19 protein-coding genes and 1 pseudogene are annotated in these 17,861 nt (G+C 68.8%); 14 read left to right on the forward strand and 6 right to left on the reverse strand.

The window, feature by feature from the left end:
• Positions 1–157 precede the first annotated feature (157 nt).
• Genes V6N00_RS09995 through V6N00_RS10030 form a run of 8 tightly spaced genes read left to right on the forward strand, consistent with a single transcriptional unit; the run spans position 158 to position 8,123 of the window.
• The gene (locus tag V6N00_RS09995) at positions 158–508 is read left to right on the forward strand and encodes an NADH-quinone oxidoreductase subunit A (RefSeq protein ID WP_076693356.1); all 351 of its coding nucleotides are present in this window, start codon (positions 158–160) and stop codon (positions 506–508) included.
• A complete protein-coding gene (locus V6N00_RS10000) occupies positions 499–1,647 on the forward strand; it encodes a hypothetical protein (protein WP_158067123.1) in 1,149 nt (382 codons plus the stop codon). Before V6N00_RS09995 ends, V6N00_RS10000 begins: the two co-directional genes overlap by 10 nt.
• Positions 1,640–2,572 carry an NADH-quinone oxidoreductase subunit H gene (locus tag V6N00_RS10005; protein ID WP_076693354.1) on the forward strand — a complete coding sequence of 311 codons (933 nt, stop codon included), beginning with the start codon at positions 1,640–1,642 and terminating at the stop codon, positions 2,570–2,572. Before V6N00_RS10000 ends, V6N00_RS10005 begins: the two co-directional genes overlap by 8 nt.
• A gap of 5 nt (positions 2,573–2,577) precedes the next feature.
• Entirely contained in the window at positions 2,578–3,135 is a 558-nt protein-coding gene (locus V6N00_RS10010; protein ID WP_076693353.1) for an NADH-quinone oxidoreductase subunit J, read from the forward strand.
• Complete coding sequence (nuoK, locus tag V6N00_RS10015; RefSeq protein WP_076693352.1) at positions 3,132–3,434, forward strand: NADH-quinone oxidoreductase subunit NuoK; 303 nt, start codon at positions 3,132–3,134, stop codon at positions 3,432–3,434. Before V6N00_RS10010 ends, nuoK begins: the two co-directional genes overlap by 4 nt.
• Complete coding sequence (locus V6N00_RS10020) at positions 3,431–5,260, forward strand: proton-conducting transporter transmembrane domain-containing protein (protein WP_076693351.1); 1,830 nt, start codon at positions 3,431–3,433, stop codon at positions 5,258–5,260. The genes nuoK and V6N00_RS10020 overlap by 4 nt, the downstream gene beginning before the upstream one ends.
• 2 nt (positions 5,261–5,262) lie before the next feature.
• On the forward strand, positions 5,263–6,750 hold the full coding sequence (locus V6N00_RS10025) for a complex I subunit 4 family protein (RefSeq protein ID WP_076693367.1): 1,488 nt from the start codon (positions 5,263–5,265) through the stop codon (positions 6,748–6,750).
• 2 nt (positions 6,751–6,752) lie between these two features.
• Entirely contained in the window at positions 6,753–8,123 is a 1,371-nt protein-coding gene (locus V6N00_RS10030; protein WP_076693350.1) for an NADH-quinone oxidoreductase subunit N, read from the forward strand.
• A 269-nt stretch (positions 8,124–8,392) separates the two neighbouring features.
• Here V6N00_RS10030 and V6N00_RS10035 read toward each other — a convergent pair whose 3' ends face one another.
• From V6N00_RS10035 to V6N00_RS10055, 6 genes and pseudogenes are all read right to left on the reverse strand, one after another.
• The gene (locus V6N00_RS10035; protein ID WP_188668846.1) at positions 8,393–9,133 is read right to left on the reverse strand and encodes an AAA family ATPase; all 741 of its coding nucleotides are present in this window, start codon (positions 9,131–9,133) and stop codon (positions 8,393–8,395) included.
• On the reverse strand, positions 9,130–10,119 hold the full coding sequence (locus V6N00_RS10040; protein ID WP_465193094.1) for a transposase: 990 nt from the start codon (positions 10,117–10,119) through the stop codon (positions 9,130–9,132). Before V6N00_RS10040 ends, V6N00_RS10035 begins: the two co-directional genes overlap by 4 nt.
• A 319-nt stretch (positions 10,120–10,438) precedes the next feature.
• A pseudogene (locus V6N00_RS17255) lies at positions 10,439–10,525 on the reverse strand (hypothetical protein); the annotation flags it as partial.
• A gap of 6 nt (positions 10,526–10,531) precedes the next feature.
• Positions 10,532–11,134 carry a recombinase family protein gene (locus V6N00_RS10045; RefSeq protein ID WP_076693229.1) on the reverse strand — a complete coding sequence of 201 codons (603 nt, stop codon included), beginning with the start codon at positions 11,132–11,134 and terminating at the stop codon, positions 10,532–10,534.
• 199 nt (positions 11,135–11,333) lie between these two features.
• Positions 11,334–11,561 carry a hypothetical protein gene (locus V6N00_RS10050; RefSeq protein ID WP_051805400.1) on the reverse strand — a complete coding sequence of 76 codons (228 nt, stop codon included), beginning with the start codon at positions 11,559–11,561 and terminating at the stop codon, positions 11,334–11,336.
• A gap of 402 nt (positions 11,562–11,963) precedes the next feature.
• Positions 11,964–12,317, reverse strand: coding sequence for an ArsR/SmtB family transcription factor (locus V6N00_RS10055; protein WP_038566171.1), 354 nt, complete (start codon positions 12,315–12,317; stop codon positions 11,964–11,966).
• Positions 12,318–12,433: 116 nt separating this feature from the next.
• Between V6N00_RS10055 and V6N00_RS10060 the strand changes: the two genes are divergently transcribed.
• From V6N00_RS10060 to V6N00_RS10085, 6 genes are read left to right on the forward strand one after another with little or no spacing between them, the layout of a single operon-like run.
• Positions 12,434–13,837: an FAD-dependent oxidoreductase gene (locus tag V6N00_RS10060; protein ID WP_038566168.1), complete on the forward strand. Its 1,404-nt coding sequence runs from the start codon at positions 12,434–12,436 to the stop codon at positions 13,835–13,837.
• Positions 13,838–13,842: 5 nt separating this feature from the next.
• Positions 13,843–15,240: an arsenic transporter gene (locus tag V6N00_RS10065; protein WP_038569915.1), complete on the forward strand. Its 1,398-nt coding sequence runs from the start codon at positions 13,843–13,845 to the stop codon at positions 15,238–15,240.
• A 20-nt stretch (positions 15,241–15,260) separates the two neighbouring features.
• Positions 15,261–15,677 carry an arsenate reductase ArsC gene (locus V6N00_RS10070; RefSeq protein ID WP_038566165.1) on the forward strand — a complete coding sequence of 139 codons (417 nt, stop codon included), beginning with the start codon at positions 15,261–15,263 and terminating at the stop codon, positions 15,675–15,677.
• A 20-nt stretch (positions 15,678–15,697) separates the two neighbouring features.
• Positions 15,698–17,095 (forward strand): FAD-dependent oxidoreductase, encoded by a 1,398-nt coding sequence (locus V6N00_RS10075; RefSeq protein WP_188668850.1) that lies wholly within the window; start codon positions 15,698–15,700, stop codon positions 17,093–17,095.
• Positions 17,080–17,505: an arsenate-mycothiol transferase ArsC gene (locus V6N00_RS10080; protein WP_233121040.1), complete on the forward strand. Its 426-nt coding sequence runs from the start codon at positions 17,080–17,082 to the stop codon at positions 17,503–17,505. Before V6N00_RS10075 ends, V6N00_RS10080 begins: the two co-directional genes overlap by 16 nt.
• Positions 17,406–17,843: a helix-turn-helix domain-containing protein gene (locus V6N00_RS10085; protein ID WP_334232028.1), complete on the forward strand. Its 438-nt coding sequence runs from the start codon at positions 17,406–17,408 to the stop codon at positions 17,841–17,843. Before V6N00_RS10080 ends, V6N00_RS10085 begins: the two co-directional genes overlap by 100 nt.
• Positions 17,844–17,861: the final 18 nt, after the last annotated feature.

Here is a 17,861-nt window from a genome sequence, read left to right on the forward strand (position 1 = left end):
TTACGCAGTCGCGGGATCGCGGTGACCCGGCCCTAGGAACACCCACCTCCAATTGCTGGCAACGCATGTCCCAGCGATCCACTGCACTGGTCTCGCCACCCGCCTACGCGCATCCGCGTTACCCTGCGGGGGTACTCCGGCTCGGGAAGGAGATCGAATGTCCGCGTACATCGCTATCGGCATCGTGCTCGGTATCGCGCTGCTCGGTATCGCCGCCCTGGTGCTGCTGGCGCGAGCGATGACGGTCGCTCGGGTTCGGAAGGACGTGCTGCCGTTCGGGTCCGGGTGGGATCTCCAGGAACACGCGCTCTCACGCTTCCACACCCGCTGGTATCCGATGACGCTGGTGTTCCTCGCGTTCGACGTGGAGATGCTGTTCATGTACCCATGGGCGGTCGTCGTCGCCCAGATGGGCGCGGAGGCGGTCATCGAGATGTTCGTCTTCCTCGGGGTTCTGGTCGCCGGCGTGGTCTGGGCCTGGCGCGAAGGAGCGTTTCGATGGGTGTAATCGCCGGTCCGCATCGAACCCCTATGCATGTGCTCCTCGTCGAGGCCCCCGGCGGCAGTGCGGTCCGAATCGAACTGGAAGCGGCGGCCGCGACCACCGGTCACGCCATCGCCATCCACCCAGCGGAGAGCGACGTCCTCCTCGTGTGCGGAACACCCGGACCAGAGCTGCACACCGTCATCGACCGCGTGTGGGACCAGATGCCCTATCCGAAGCACCGGGCCACGCTCACCAGCCCCGACGAGATCGACGCCGCCCTCGCGACCGCGCTGGAGGCCCTCGCGGATCGAGACGCACAGCGATTGGCCGCCCGCGAGAACACGATCGACAACAACGATGCTCAGGCCTTCAACGATCACGAGCATCCGGACGACGAATACTCCAACCACGAGCACTCGGATGACGCTCACGGCAGTGACGCTGACGAATCGATGCACGACCACGGTATGACCATGGGAGCTCACGATCACATGTCGATGGATCACATGTCGATGAGCGGTCCGGGGGGATACCCGCTCGCCGAGGGTGCCGATGATCGGGACGGCCTGGAAATGGACGTGCTGCACCGGCGGCTCGGCCCGGTCCTGCCGGCCTGGCCCGCGGACGTCGTCCTGGACGTGACGCTCGCCGGCGACACCATCACCGACGCCGCCGCCGCGATGGTCGACGCCGACGATCACGTGCCGGCGGAGCCAAAGAACGTTGCGGCCATCGCACTCGACCAGGCCGCCCAAGTGCTCGCCGTTGCCGGATGGGACGCCGCGGCAGCGCGGACGCTTCGCATCCGAGACCTCACCGTGACCGGCCACCGCGACCAGGCGCGGGAACGCATCCGGCCGCTGCACCGCCGGATCGAGCGATCCGTCATGCTCCGCTGGTCACTGCGCGGCACCCAGGTTCGACCTGGCGTCGATGTCCGCACCGTCCTGCTGGAGCGCCTCGAGCGCGCAGACGCCGCGCTCAACGGACGCCAGCCGAAGCCGGAGCTGGCGACGACGGTGGATGAGATTCCGGCACTGGTCGAAGGACGCGACATCGGCAGCGCCCGCCTCGTCGTCGCCGCACTCACCGTGCACCCCGGTCGTCGCACGGACACCACCGATCCTGCCGGCGCGGCGAAACGGCACCACCATGGTTGACGTCGGAAGCGCCCTCTGGGCGCTCGTCCTGCCCGCCGTCGTCGTCGTCCTCGCCATCGCGGCCGCTGGCGGCAACGCCGCCCTGGTGGCACGGGACCGCGGGACACCGCTGCGCGCTGCGGTCCTCTCACCATTCCGGGAAACCGGCCGGCTCCTCCGCCAGCAACGCCGCACCGTGCTCGGCGCGGACTTCCTCTTATGGCGGATCGGCGGGTCCGGGCTCATCGTCGCCGCGTTCCTCGCCGCCCTCGTCGTTCCCGTCGGCACGCTGGTGCCGCTGGATATCCCGGTTGGCGTGGTGTGGTTCAACGCCGTTGACGTCAGCCTCTGGGCGTTGTGGTGGCTGCTCGGGTGGGGTGGCAACAGTGTGCACCCGCTGATCGGTGGGTACCGGTTCCTGGCGCAGGCCCTGGCGTACGAGATCCCGCTGATGTTCGCCCTGACTGCTCCCGCGATCGGCGCGCAGAGCCTCCGGCTGACCGATGTCGTCACGGCGCAGCAACCCGTCTGGTTCGCACTGACGATGCCGGTCGCGTTCGTCGTCTACTGCGCCTCGGTCGCCGCGTTCTCTGCGTGGGGACCGTTTTCCCTTCCCGCCGGCACGGACATCGCCGGGGGTGTCCTCGGGGAACTCTCCGGCGTCGACCGGCTGCTCGTCCTGGCTGGAAGGTGGTGCCTGCTTGTTGCGGGCGCCGCGTTCGCGGTGCCGATGTTCCTCGGTGGTGGGGCCGGTCCGCTGCTCCCGCCGGCACTGTGGCTGCTGGTGAAGACGTGTGCGTTACTCGCCGTGTTCCTGTTACTCGGACGCGCAATACCGGCAGTCCGGCCGCAGCGGCTCGCGGAACTGGGTTGGGTCGTCGTGCTGCCGGTGGTTCTGCTGCAGCTGCTGGTCACCTCGGTGCTGGCTGTGATGGGAAAGGGGTAACTGCGATGGCGACGATCGTGTTCTGGGTCGCGGCCGTGGTCGCGGTGCTCGCCGCAGCCGCGGTGTTCCGGGTCGATTCGATGGCACGTGCGACGTACGCACTGGCGGTGTCGTTCATCGGCGTCGGTGTCGCCATCCTGGTGCTACACCTGGACTTCATCGGCGTCGTGACGATCCTGATGATGGTGATGGAGATGGCCGTGATGGCCGTGTTCATGGTCTCCTACATGGGCATGAACCCGGCGCTGATGCCGATGGACATGACCCACGCAAAACGCCCTGCGGCAGTGATCGCGGCCACCGTGTTCGTCGGCCTCGCCGCGGCCGCGCTCCTCATTCCGTGGCCCGCCCGCGCCGGAACCGCACCGGCGGACACCACCCGGGCACTCGGTGAGGCGATCATGGGGTCGAAGATGCTCGTGATGCTGACGATCAGCCCCATCCTGTTCGCCACGATCATTGCCGCCCTCGTGCTGGCGAACCCTCGCGGCCGGTACGACCGGCTCGGCGACGACCTCCAGGACACCCCCGCCGACCCGGAGCCGGGAGGGATGGGGCGATGAGCCTGCAACTGGTCCTGCTGGTCGTGGCCGCGCTGTTCGCCATCGGACTGTACGGCGCGATCTCACAGCAGGTGGTCGTGATGGTGATGATGGGCATCGAGGTGATGATCAACGCCGTCATCCTCGCCGCCGCCGCGTTCTGGTGGTATCTCACACCGACCGTCGATGGACAGGTGCTGCTGCTGGTGATCATCGCGGCGATGACGATCGAGATGGCGATGGGCTTCGCGGTCGCGACGATCCTGCACCGTTCCCGGAACTCCGACATGACCGACTCCGCAACGGACCTCACTCAGTGAGCGCCGCGCTGATCACCGCCATCGTCCTGCCCGCCCTCGTCGGGGCGGCACTGGCAACGGGTGGACGCTTCGCCGAACGGGCCGCCGTCACCGTCAGCCTCGCCACGGCAGCCATCATGGCGATTGCCGCCACGATCGGTGCCGTCACGCGTGCGGAGGTGACCGGCGGGGTTCCGAGGCTGCTCACGGACTCCGGCCCGGACTTCCGTGTCGACGCCCTGGCCGCGGTCGTGTTGCCGACCGTGGTGTGGATCGGATTCTTGGTGCTCGTGTTCGCAACCGCGGACCGGACCCGTCCGGCGGCGCGATTCCACGGGCTGATGCTGATCTTCCTCGCCGCTGTGGTGGTCACCGTCACCGCGACCGGCCTGCCCTTTTTGCTCGCCGCGTGGGAGGTGATGGGCGCCACCTCCTACGCCCTCATCGGGTTCCGCTGGCAGGACCGCGCCCGCGTCGCCGGCGGATTCACCGCGTTCACCGTGACGCGCGCCGGGGACCTCGGCATGTACCTCGCCGCCGGCGCGGTTGTCGCCGGCGGCGGCTCCTGGTCGCTCACTGCCCTGCAGTCGCTGCCCGGTCCGTGGGTGCACGTCGCCGCTGCGGGGCTGCTTGCTGCGGGCTTCGGGAAGGCGGCGCAGCTGCCGTTCTCGTTCTGGATCTCCCGAGCCATGGAAGGCCCGAGCGCGGTGAGCGCACTGCTGCACTCCGCTGCGATGGTCGCCATGGGTGGTTACCTGCTCCTCCGCGTCGAACCGCTTCTGGGCGGCACCGGCTGGGCAGGGCCGACGGCGGCGTGGGTGGGTGCCGCGACGGCGATCGTCCTCGGCATCGTCGCACTAGCGCAGCGGGATCTGAAGCAGGTCCTCGCCGCATCGACGGCATCCCAGCTGGGGTTCGTCGTCCTCGCCGCCGGCGTCGGCTCGGTCAGCGGCGGTGCCGCGCAGCTCGTCGCCCATGCCGCCACGAAAGCGCTGCTGTTCCTCACCGCGGGGGCGTGGCTCACGGCTACCGGGACGAAACAGTTCACCGGTCTCCGCGGTGTCGCCGCCCGGTGGCCCGCGGTCGGCGTCCTCGCCACCGTCGGTGCGATGTCGCTGGCCGGCCTGCCGCCACTGTCCCTGTGGTACGCCAAGGACGTCGTCCTCGCCGCCGCCCTGGAGGAGCAACCGTGGCTGTATACGGCGGGTCTCGCCGGAGCGGCACTGGCAGCGGCGTACTCCGCCCGAATCATCGCGCTGCTGTGGCGGCGCGCTGGAACACCGGAAGCGTCCTGGGACGACGAGGAACACGGCACCCGACAGGTGCCGCGCCTGGCGATCGTTCCGATGGTGGTGCTCACCGCCGCTGCCGCCGGACTCGCGCTCCTCGGCACACCGCTGCTGCATCCGCTGCTCGCTCCACTCTCCGGGCCGGCGGTGTCGTGGCCGGAGCTCGCCGCGTCCGCCGCGATCGCGGTCATCGTGATCCTCCTGACCCTGTGGCGCACACCCATCATCCGCATCGGGGCGCACTGGTTCGGACTCGAACGTGCCGCTGTCACGGTCGTCGCCACACCGACACTGCGGCTGGCTGCCGTCCTCGCACGTCTCGATGACCGCTTCGGCACAGCCGTCGACCTGTCGGGGCGTGCGCTCGGGCAGGCTGCCCGCGCCGTACGCGCGCTCGACGAGCGTGGACCAGCCGCCGCGACGGGGTGGGTCGGCTCCGGCGTCGCGGTACTCGGTCGATTGGCTCGACGCCCGCAGACCGGCCAGGTCCACCACTACTACATCGGCGCAACCGTGACCGTTGCCGTCGCAGCCGTCCTGCTCCTGGTCGTGAGGTGATCGTGCTCAGTCTGATCGTGTTCCTTCCTGTCGCCGCCGCGGCGATCCTCGCTCTGGCGCGGCCCGTGTCCGGGCGCGGAGCCGCCTGGGTGTGGCTGATGACGAGCGTCGTGGAGCTTGCCCTCGGGATCCTCGTGTCCATCCCCACCACCGACACGGCGGGGCTGCGGTGGGAGGAGCGGGTGGAGTGGATGCCGAGCGCCGGCACCAGCTATCACCTCGGCATCGACGGCTTCTCGGCCCCGTTGCTGCTCCTGACCAACGTCGTGTTCCTCGCCTGCGCGCTCTGGGCGATGCGGGACACCGACCGGCCTCGCCCGCAGGCCGCACTGTTCCTGTTCCTGCAGACCACCTGCCTCGGGGTCTTCGCCGCGCAGGACCTGCTGCTGTTCTTCGTGTTCTTCGACCTGTCCATCGTCGGCATGTACTTCGTCATCGCAGGGTGGGGGCACGGCAACCATCAGCGGTCCGCGCTGCGGTTCTTCCTCTACACGTTCCTCGGGTCCCTCGCGCTCCTGCTCGGCTTCATCGGCCTCTACCTCGGAGCAACACCACACACATTCGACATGGTCGAGCTGGCCCGGCACGGCTTCACCGGCACACCCTTCGCCGCTGGCGCCGTCCTCGCAGCGATCGTGGTCGGCTTCGCCGTCAAGACCCCCACCGTGCCGTTCCACTCCTGGCTGCCTCCGGCGCACACCGATGCACCGTCCATCGGCTCCGTCGTCCTCGCGAGCGTGCTACTGAAGATGGGCACCTACGGATTCCTCCGCATCGCGATGCCGATGCTGCCGGATGCGTGGCGGTCCTGGGCGTGGGTGATCCTGATCGTCGGCCTCGTGTCCGTGCTGTACGGGGCCCTCGTCGCGCTGGCGCAGACGAACGTCAAACGACTGATCGCGTACACCTCGGTCAACCACATGGGCTACGTCGTGCTCGCCATCGGCGCCGCCGGCTTGACCGGGTCGTCCTCCGCGCAGGCGCAGCAGTTGGCGATCACCGGCGCGACCGTGCAGATGGTGTCCCACGGCCTGATCACCGGGGCACTGTTCCTGCTCGCGGGCGTCCTCCACGACCGGCGGGGCAGCTACGAGATCAGCGACTACAGCGGTCTTGCGAAGCCCGCTCCACGGTTTTTCGGACTCTTCGCCGTCGCCGCGTTCGCGTCGCTCGGGATCCCCGGCTTCAGCGGCTTCATCGCCGAGTTCCAGATCTTCGCCGGCAGCATCGGAGCAACAGCGATCGCCGCGATCGCGCTGCCGGGGATCCTGATCACCGCGGCCCTGTTCCTCCGCACCGTGCAGAAGATGTTCACCGGACCGACGGAACGCCTCGCCGAAGACTTCACCGACGTCACCACTCGGGAGACCGCGACGGTCGGGGCGCTCCTGCTGCTCTCCCTGGCCATCGGCGTCGTGCCAGGACCACTACTGCAGCTCATCGCTCCCGCCGCCCGGCAGCTGTCCGCACTGGTCGGAGGTCCAGCGTGAACATGGACTACGGTGCCCTCCTGCCGGAGATCGTCCTGATGGGCGGTGCGATCGCCGCGCTGCTCGGCGGCAGCTTCCTTCCGCGACGCAGGCAGGCATTCGTGACATGGTCAGCGATCGTGGTGGCGTGCGTCAGTGCCGTCACGGCCGCCCTGAGGATCGGGCCGCCGACCGTCTTCAGCGATTCCTACGCGCTCGACGATGCGACGACGACGATCAGGATCCTCGTACCCGTGGCGACCGCGATCGTGATGCTCATCGGACGACAGTCGTCCCGGGGCTCCGCTCGAGAGAGCGAGACCGCCTCGCTGCTGCTCCTGGCTGCACTCGGCACGGTCGTGCTCACCGGCGCGAACGACCTGCTCATCGTGGCGACCGGGTTCCTCCTAGCGACAGTGCCGCTCTACGCGCTGATCGGACTGTCCCGCTCCTCGACCGCGGCCGAGGCGACGATGAAGACGTACCTGCTGGGCGCGATCTTCGGCGTCGTGATGCTTTTCGGCATCGCCGTCCTCGTCGGTGTCGCCGGCGGCAGCACCTACCCCGAGCTGCAACGGGCGCTACCACATGTACCGGCGGCAGCGGCCGCGCTCGGGTTCATCGGGCTCCTCGCCGGCCTGCTGTTCAAAGCCGGCGCGGTCCCGGGACACTTCTGGGTCCCGGACGCGGCGGAGGGTGCCGGTATCGGCATCGCGGCGTTCATCACCACCGTCCCGAAGCTCGGCGCCCTGATCGCACTGGCACGCCTCGTCGTCGTCATGCCTGACACCGTGGACGCACCGCTGCTGGTCGGAGTGCTCGCTGCTGCGAGCATGATCCTTGGCACTCTCGCGGCGTTCTGGCAACGCAACGCCCCACGGCTGCTCGGCTGGTCCACAGTCGGACAAGTCGGTTTCATGTTGATGCCCGTCGCCGTGATCGGCGTCGAACCGTCTGCCCGCCCCGCCCTGCTGACCTACCTGGTGGTCTACGCCGTGACGAACCTGGCCCTGTTCGCTGCGATCGCCGCGCTCCCGGACCGCACGATGGTCCGCTCCTGGCGTGGTGCAGCACGGGAACATCCCGTCATCACGGGTGTCGTTCTGGTCGGCCTGCTGAGCCTCGTCGGGACACCACCGACCGCGGTTTTCGTGGGCAAACTCGCAGTCTTCACGGCGGCCTGGGAAGGCGGGATGTCGTGGCTGGTGGTCATCGCTGCCGCCGTCTCGGTCGCGTCGCTGTTCTACGCGCTGCGTTGGGTGTCAACGGCTTTCCAACGGCCAGCGGCACCGCGGTCGCGCACCTCCGCTGTGCAGCTGCAGGCGGTCACTGCCGTGACGCTCGGTGCGCTGATCATCGTCGCCTTCAGCGTCCCGGCCCTGGTGCAGTGGTGACACTCGCGTTCCGACAAATTCTGCCTTTGCGAGGTCGATCGGGACGGTGCGGGCGCGGAAAAAGACGGCGGCCCGGCGCGTCGAACTGGCATACGCCCCCGCAGAGCCAACCAGTTCCGCCCTGACTTCGCCCGCCGCGCGGGTGACGCCCGTTAGACGAACGTCTAACGGACACTCCCCCACTCCCCGACTCGCCCGCGCAGCTGTTGGGGTCGGAGGTGTGAGCAGCCTCGCTCTGTGTCGTCGTTTTCGCTGCGGTCGGTGTCGGGTCAGGTGGTGCCGATGACGAGGGTGCTGCGGGCGGCTTCGACGACGTCGTTGGTGATGACGTCGAGCTCGTTGATCTTCAGGACGCGTTGGATCTGTGGGAGGAGGCGTTCGGGGAGTCGGAAGTTGCCTCGGGTGATGCGTTCGACGGCGGCGATGGCTTGGGCGTCGGTGAAGTCGTCGGGGTCGAGCGTCTTGCCGAGCTTGCGCCATTGACGTTCGAGAACGAAGAGCAGCTCGTCGTGGCCGAGCGGACGGTATTGGTGGGCGAATCCGAGGCGGCTGTAGAGCTGCGGGTAGTGGCTGAACTGCTTCTCGATGCCGGGCATGCCGATGAGGATCATCGCGATGCCGGTGCGGTCGTACTGGTCACGGAGCCACTCGACGGCGTTGCCGGTGAGGCGTTCGGACTCGTCGATGATGATCAGCTCGAGCAGCGACGGGTTGGGGCCGTGCCGGAGGTCGTCCTGCAGGGCTCGCATCGTGGCGGAGACCTCGGGCGTGTAGAAGACCGTGCGGGCACGGTGTGCGGCGGCGTAGATCTTGGTGTCGTCTTCACTGCGTGCGGCCCATCTGGCGATGAATGGGCCGATGCTGTCCCAGTGGGCGTAGCGGCGTGCGGAAAGGGTCTTACCGACGCCAGCGGGGCCGAAGCAGACGCCGATGGTGTTCTGCTTCCGAACGGCATCCGCGAACTCCGCGAACCGGCGGTGTTCCTTCGTGATGATGAACTGGCTCGTCATGACCGGTCCTCCTCGTAGGTCTTCAGTCGCCGTTGATCCGGTGCGGGTGCTGGTGGGGTGTGATCATCGGGCGTGGGGCGGACGATCGCGATGCGTTCGCGGATCTGCCCGCGCAGGGCTCTGCGTTGCGCGTTCCGGGCGGCTTGGATCTGTTTGAGGCTGATCGTCTCGGTCTGGTGCTGGGTGCTGATGGCGGTGCAGAGGAACGCGTCGCGGTGGAAGACGCGGATCTCGGTGACGTCGCGGGGGTCGTACCGAACGCTGACGGTGCTGCCCACGAAGGGTGCGAGGGTGGCTGCGGTGTAGCGAAGCCCTTCGAAGTGGATGCCGTCTCGTTGCACGACGCGCGTGGTCGGGACGGTGAGCAGGAACCCGTCGAGCTGCTCGAGGGAGTCCGGCAGTCGTGGCAGCCACCCGTCTGCGATCCACGCTTCCAGTGGGCTCTTCCGGAGCTCGCGGTGGGTGCGGGCGTTGTAGCGGCGGATGAACGTGTTCATGGCACTCTCGACACCGGCGAGATCTAGCGCCGGCGTCGGCGCGGAGGATCCGGGCGCGAGGTGGCCGGGGAGCGTTGGGAGCAGCTCGGTGTTGATGGTGCCGAAGAACCGCTCGATCTTCCCGCGGCCCTGTGGTCGAGCGACCTGGGAGTAAATGATGCGGAGGTGCAGCACGGCGGCGGTGTCGCCGAGGCGGTGGCTGGTGAAGTCGGACCCGTGGTCCGTGTAGAGCACGTCCGGGATCCCGCAGACGGGCCAGTCTGGTTCCGGCTTGTGCCAGATCGCTTGCCGGAGCGCGAGCGCGGTGTTCGCGGCGGATGGGGCGCCGAGGAACACCATGTACCCGCAGACCGCACGGGAGTAGTCGTCGAGGATCACCGTCAACCACGGCCGTTCCGGCTTGCCGTCGGGTCCGACGATGAGCAGGTCGAGCATCGTGTGGTCCGCCTGCCAGATCGCGTTGGGGCGATCCGCACGACGTCGGAGCAACAGTTCGTGCTTGCTTGTCCCGATATGACGCGGGCCCCTCGAGCGCGAGCGTCACCATCCCGGGATCAAGCCCGTTCACGATCGACCGCACAACCGAGTACGACGGCGCTGAGAGACCTCGTTTGGTGCAGTGGTTGTCGACCTGGCGGTGAATCGTGGCGATCGAGGGTCGTGGCTTGGTGAGCGCGAGCCCCTCGATCAGGCGCACCAGTTCCGGTGCCGTCCGTCGGGCGCCGTGATCGGTGCGGGTGCCGTCGGCGAGAGCCGGGTATCCGCCGGTTCGGTAGCGGGCGAGCCAGCGTTGCAGGGTGCGTTCGGCGACGCCCGTGGTGCGAGCGAGGGTGGCGAGCGGGATGGCGTCCTCGACGTGCAGTCGAAGGATGCCCCACCGCTCGCTTGCGTCCATGGGTAGCTACATCGTTGGGGAAGGCTTGGTTCGTCGCGCCACGACGGGCTCGGCGTGCTTCGCGAGTGCACGGTAGATGGTGGTGCGGCTGACGCCGAGCACGTCACCGATCTGCGCGACGGTCATGTCCTGCTGCTCGTACAGCCGGCGCGCGGTGCGCACCTGGTCCGCGGAGAGGCGAGACGGTCGGCCGCCGGTCCGGCCGCGGGCTCGGGCGGCGGCGAGGCCGGCGTTGGTGCGTTCCTTGATGAGGTCCCGCTCGAACTCCGCCAGAGCGGCGAAGACGTGGAACACGAGCCGGCCGCCGGGTGAGGTGGTGTCGATGGTCTCCTGCAGCGACCGGAACCCGACCCCGCGCTCGGCGAGAGCGTGCAGCTGATCGATGAGGTGCCGGATGGACCGGCCGAGCCGGTCGAGTCGCCAGACGACGAGAGTGTCGCCGGGGCGGAGCTGGTCGAGGAGCTTGTCCAGCTCGGGCCGGTGTTGGAGCGACCCGGACATGGTGTCGACGAACACGCGGTAGCAGCCGGCGGCGTTGAGCGCGTCGATCTGCAGCGCCGCGTCCTGGTCAGTAGTGGACACGCGCGCGTACCCGAGGAGGTGGCCCATGAAGAGAACGTAGCGAAACTCGATCCGGAGGGGTAGTGGTGGCACGTAGATTCCGGGACTGGGTTCCGTTACATGACACGCCGCCTCGCACCCTGGCGGGGCGTCGGTACGGATAGTTGTAGCGGAATCGTTCGTTTTCGCTACAACATGGAGACAGAGCCCTCCTGGCCGAATGAGGGGCGGCTTTTTGAACCGGTGGTTACTGCTGCCCGCGGCGGGCTCGACGCAGTTCTGCGACGATGCGAGCTCGCTCGGGATCCTTGGCCAGCGTGCGGTCGTCGATGACGTCGATGACGTGCTGGATCAGCGCGACGACCTGCTTGGACAGGAACGCGCTGAGCACGCCGCCGGCGACGGCGATGACGCCAGTCAGGGCAGCAGTACCACCGGAGGCCGTCAGCATGTCCACCGTGTCGGTGATGGGCATGATGCCTCCTTCGGGGTTGGCCAGTTGCGGCCAGAACCCACCCGTCCTCGGGTGGGGGCATGAGGACCGCCGGCGCGCAACGAGGCGTGGCAGCGGATGGCAGGAGCGTCGAGAGCTCCCTGCGAATGCCCGAGTCAGATCAGGGCATAAAAAAGGCCGGTCCTGAGAGGGCCGGCCGGAGACAGCGTCGTGCTGCCTTGAGTGTCAGCGTACAGCGCCTATGCGACACCCGCGAGATTCCCGGGCAGACGCGTGCCGAGCAGCCTCAGGGTAGCGGAGCAGGCGGGCATGAAAAAAGCCGATCCAGAGGACCGGCTGTAGGCGCACACTATGAACGCAGGACGATTCTGACACGGCCGGCGGACATTCGGCAAGCACTTCGCGCCACCATGTCGCGGTGGACTACTTCGCCGGCGCGGTGATGAGGCCGGCGAGGGTGTCCAGGGCGCCGGGGATGAGGGAGAAGTAGGCCCAGGTGCCGCGCTTTTCGCGGTGGAGGATCCCGGCGTCGACGAGGACCTTGAGGTGGTGCGACACGGTCGGCTGGGACAGGCCGAGCGGTTCCTGCAGGTCGCAGACGCAGGCCTCGGCACCGTCGTGCGCGGCGACCATCGAGATCAGCCGGAGCCGGGCCGGGTCCGCGATCGCCTTGAGCGACTTCGCGAGGACCTCGGCGGACGCCTGGTCCATCGCCTCGGTGGTGACGGGCGAGCAGCACGCGGTGACGTCCTGGATGGGAAGCAGCTCGATCGTCATGGGCTCATCCTCCCACCGACTTCGACGGGCGTCTATATTTGCGTTCATCGATATCGACGTGCTTCGATGTACGGGCCGGCTTTCGGCTCCCGCTCGATCCGTGAAGGACCAGCCTGATGACTCACCTCCTCGCCGTCGGCGGCAGTGACGCCGGCATCGCCGCAGCGCTCCGCGCCCGCGAACTTGACCCGACCACCGATGTGACGGTGGTACTCGCGGACGAGTTCCCGAACTTCTCCATCTGCGGCATCCCGTACTGGGTCTCCGGCGACGTCGCGACGGAAGCGTCCCTCGCGCACCGCACCCGCGCGGACCTCGAAGCCGCCGGCATGACCGTCCGCTCCTCCACCTGGGCCTCCGCCGTCGACGTCGACCGCCGCCGCCTCACCGTCACCGGCGCTGCCGGGGAAGAGCAGATCTCCTACGACGAGCTGCTGATCGGCACCGGCGCCGAGCCCGTGCGCCCGGCCGGGGTCCCGTTCGGGGAATCTGGCATCCACCTGCTGCACTCCATGACTGATGCGGAGCAGGTGGTCGCTGCCCTCGAGCTGCTGCCGGCGGGGAGCCGGGTGGCGGTCGTCGGTGCTGGCTACATCGGCCTGGAGATGACCGAAGGGCTCGTCGCGCGCGGGTTCGAGACGACGCTGATTCAGCGTGGCCCGGAAGTGCTCTCCACCCTCGACCCGGAGCTCGGGTCCCTCGTCACCGCCGAGGTCCGCCGCCATGGCGCGGCCGTCCTGACCGGGTCGACCGTCACCGGGATCGCCCCGACAGGCGGTGGGCAGTGGCGCGTCGCCACCAGGTCGACGTCCGGTGACGCGGAGGGCACGTTCGCCCTCGTCGTGGTCTGCGTCGGCGTCCATCCCGTCACGGACCTCGCGGTCGCCGCTGGGGCACGGCTCGGTCAGGCCGGCGCGATCGTCGTCGACGAATCGATGCGGACCGGGGTGCCGCATGTGTGGGCTGCCGGTGACTGCGTCGTGACGCACCACCGGCTCCTCGGCACCACGTGGTTGCCGCTCGGGACGACAGCGCACAAGCAGGGCCGCGTCGCCGCGGAAAACATGCTCGGCGGCAGCAAGGTTTTCGCAGGCTCGGTGGGGACGCAGGTGGTGAAGGTGTTCGATCTCGTCGCCGCCCGCACCGGCCTCCGCCAGCACGAGACCGGCCCTCTGGAGGTGTCTCCGTTGACGCGGGTGACGGTGGCGGATGACCACAAGCGGTACTACCCGGGCGCGGTCCCGCTGACGATCAGCGTCACCGGCGACCAGAGCACCGGTCGGCTCCTCGGTGCGCAGATCGTCGGGCAGCGCTCGGCAGAGATCAGCAAGCGCATCGACACGTTCGCCACTGCCCTCCACGCGGAGCTCACCGTGGACGACGTCATCGACCTCGACCTCTCCTACACGCCGCCGCTCGGGTCCCCGTGGGACGCCGTGCAGGTCGCCGCGCAGGGCTGGGAACGCGCCGCCGCCGCAGCGAACCAGGCTGCAGTGAACCAGGCTGCGGTGATCGGCTGATGGTGATGGCTGTGGTGGCTGCGGCGATCTTCGTCGCGACGCTCGTGGTGGTGATCTGGCAGCCCAAGGGGTTCCCGATCGGCTACACCGCGCTCATCGGCGCCGTCATCGCCCTCGCCACCACCGTCGTCGGCCTCTCCGACATCCCGACAGTGGTCGGGATCGTGTGGAACGCGACACTGACGTTCGTCGCGGTGGTGCTGATCTCGTTGATCCTCGACGAGGCCGGGTTCTTCGAGTGGGCAGCCCTCCACGTTGCCCGCTGGGGCCGCGGCAACGGACGGCTGCTGTTCGTCCTCATCGTCGGCCTCGGTGCCGTCATCGCGGCCGTGTTCGCCAACGACGGGGCCGCACTGATCCTCACCCCGATCGTCGTCGGGATGCTCCGGGCCCTGAACATGCCGCAGAAGGCAGCGCTCGGGTTCATCCTCGCCACCGGGTTCATCGCCGACACCGGCAGCCTGCCGCTGGTGGTGTCGAACCTGGTCAACATCGTCTCCGCCGACTACTTCCACCTCGGCTTCGCCGAGTACGCCGCCGTCATGATCCCCGTCGGCATCGTCTCCGTCCTCGCCTCCCTCGGCATGCTGCTGCTCTACTTCGGCAAGAGCATCCCGAAGCGGTACGACGTCCTCGCCCTCACCAGCCCCACCGCCGCGATCACGGACCGGGCGACGTTCCGCGCCGGTTGGGTCGTCCTCGCCCTGCTGCTCGTCGGCTACTTCGCCGCCGACCCACTCGGTGTGCCGCTCGCGGCCGTCGCTGGTGTCGGGGCGGTCGTGATCGTGCTCGTTGCCGCCCGGCAGCCCGCGTTCCTCTTCGCCCGCGCCCAGGCCGCACCGGTCCTGGTCACCACCGGCGGCACCGCCACCGTCGGTGCCGCCGGTGGCGGTGCGGGTGCGCCGTCGGGGCGGGTGATTCCGGTGTGGAAGACGATCCGGGAGGCGCCGTGGCAGATCGTGCTGTTCTCCATCGGCATGTACCTCGTCGTCTACGGCCTGCAGAACCAGGGCCTCACTGACCACCTCGCGAAGCTGTTCGACGTGTTCGGCGACCACGGGGTGCTCGTCACGGCGCTCGGCGTCGGGTTCACCATCGCGATCCTCGCGTCCCTGATGAACAACATGCCCACCGTCCTCATCGCCGCCCTCGCCATCGGCGGAGCCGGAGCGACCGGGCTCACCCACGAGGTGATGGTCTACGCCAACGTCATCGGCTCCGACCTCGGCCCGAAGATCACCCCCATCGGCTCCCTCGCGACCCTGCTGTGGTTGCACGTGCTGGAGAAGAAGGGCATCCACATCGGGTGGGGGCAGTACTTCCGCACCGGCATCGTCCTCACCGTCCCCGTCCTCGCCGTCACCCTCGCCGCCCTCGCCGGCTGGCTCACCCTCATCCGCTGAACCCGGAAAGACACACACCCATGAGTGACAAGCCCACGATCCTGTTCGTCTGCGTCCACAACGCGGGACGCTCCCAGATGGCCGCCGGCTACGCGCAGGCACTCGGCGGCGACCGCGTCGAGGTCCTCTCCGCCGGCAGTGCGCCGAAGGACCAGATCAACCCGATCGCGATCCAGGCGATGGCCGAAGACGGCATCGACATCGCCGGCAACCAGCCGAAGATCCTCACCACCGACGCCGTCCGCGACTCCGACGCCGTCATCACCATGGGGTGCGGCGACGCGTGCCCGATCTTCCCGGGCAAGCGGTACGAGGACTGGGAACTCACCGATCCCGCCGGCCGCGGCATCGAGGACGTCCGCCCCATCCGCGACGACGTCAAGCACCGCGTCCAGACGCTCCTCGCCGAGCTGCTGCCCACCGAAGCAACCGCGTAACGACCAGGAAGCCGCAGACCATGACGCTTACCCTCACCGTCCCACCCCGGACCGACGCGGACCGCCTCACCGGGCTGCCCGTCGCGGTCATCGGTGCCGGCCCCGTCGGGCTCGCTGCCGCCGCGCACCTCCTCGAGCGCGGCCTCGACGTCGTCGTCTACGAAGCTGGCCCGACGGTTGGGACGAGCGTCCGCGCGTGGGGACACACGCGCCTGTTCTCCCCGTGGCAGTACGTCATCGACCCTGCCGCGCAGCGTCTCCTGGAAGCCACCGGCTGGGAAGCGCCTCGAGCGGCGTCGTTGCCCACTGGCCAGGACCTCGTCGACACGTACCTGGCGCCCCTGGCTGCGACCCCGCAGCTCGCACCGGTGATCCGCTACGGCACCCGGGTGGAGGCGGTGTCACGGCAGGGCATGGACCGCACCCGCTCCACCGGCCGCGCCGACACCCCCTTCCTGCTCCGCCTCCACACCGCCGACGGCGTCACGGACATCACCGCGCGTGCGGTCGTCGACACCTCCGGCACCTACACATCACCGAACCCCCTCACTGCCGCTGGGCTCGCACCCGCCGCGGACCTCGGCGACCGCGTCGTCCACGCACTGCCTGACGTCCTCGGCGCCGACCGGGCCCGGTTCTCGGGGAAGCGGGTCCTCGTCGTTGGTGCCGGCCACTCCGCGGCGAACACGCTCATCAAGCTCGCCAGCCTCGCCAAGACCGCGCCGGGTACCGAAGTGCTGTGGGCTGTCCGAAACGCCGGCACCGCCCGGCTCGGCGCCGACGCAGCCGACGGCCTCGCGGCCAGGGGTCAGCTCGGGTCCACCGTCCACGGCCTCGTCGAGTCCGGTCAGCTGCAGCAGATCGCCTCGTACGAGATCGACGACGTCCGCGCCGACTGCGACCAGGTCACCGTCACCGGCCGGCGCGCGGGAGAGCCGTTCGCGGTCACTGTCGACGTCATCGTGAACGCCACCGGATTCCGGCCCGACCTCGACATGCTCCGCGAGATCCGCCTCGGCCTCGACGACATCGTCGAAGCACCCCGAGCCCTCGCACCACTGATCGACCCGAACCTGCACTCCTGCGGCTCCGTTCCCCCGCACGGTGTCGCCGAGTTGGCGCACCCGGAGCCGAACTTCTTCATCGCCGGCATGAAGTCCTACGGCCGCGCGCCCACGTTCCTGCTCCTCACCGGCTACGAGCAGGTCCGCTCCATCGCCGCCGAACTCGCCGGCGACCACACCGCAGCCCGACAGCTCGAACTCGTCCTCCCCGAAACGGGTGTCTGCTCCACCGACATCGGCGGCAGCTCCTGCTGCACCACCCCGCCCGCCACCGCCACTCCTGCCGCTGAGGACGCTGCCTGCTGCACTCCGCTTGATTCGGCTACCGGCAACACCTCGTGCTGCACCAACTGACCGGACTTGCATCCATGACCACGAAGCCCACTGTCCTGTTCATCTGCAAGCACAACGCCGGCCGCTCACAACTCGGCGCAGCACTCCTCGAACTCGCCGCACCCGACCGATACACGGCCACCTCCGCCGGCATCACCCCGGCCGACGAGGTGAACCCCTCGATCGCCGCGACCGTAGGCGAACTCGGCCTCGACATCACCGCACGCATGCCGCGGCGCGTGACGCCCGACCTGCTCGAACACGCGGACATCGTCGTCCTCATGAAGCCCGGACTCGAACTCCCCGCAGAACCTGGCGGCACGGTCCTGGAGTGGTCGTTCCCCGACCCCAACTCCTGGTCACCGGAAGACGTGCGACCAATGCGGGACGCCGTCGCAGAACGCATCGAACGAGAGCTCCTGCAGCCGTAGCGACCGGGCTACCCGACACGAAGCGAAGCCAGAAGGACGACACAGAGCGAAGCTGTTCACAGTTCAACGTTCTCGGCATGGTCGCCGAGTTCGAAGCCGACCTCATCCGCATGCGCACCCGCGAAGGCATGGCCATCGCCAAGACACGCGGCCGGCTCAAGGGCCGGGCCCCGTCCCTCTCCCCCAGCCGGCGCCGGCACCTGCTCACCCTCGTCGACGCCGGCGACCACACCCACACCGAGCTCGCCGAGCTCTTCCAGGTCTCCCGAGCCACGGTGTACCGGGAGATTCGAAAGAGGTCGGGAGCTCCACTAGAAGCCACGAGTGCCCGCCCCTAACGACGTCGGTCGAACAAA

Origin of the sequence: Tersicoccus mangrovi, assembly GCF_036881825.1 — a bacterium.
GTDB classification, from domain to species: Bacteria; Actinomycetota; Actinomycetes; order Actinomycetales; family Micrococcaceae; genus Tersicoccus; species Tersicoccus mangrovi.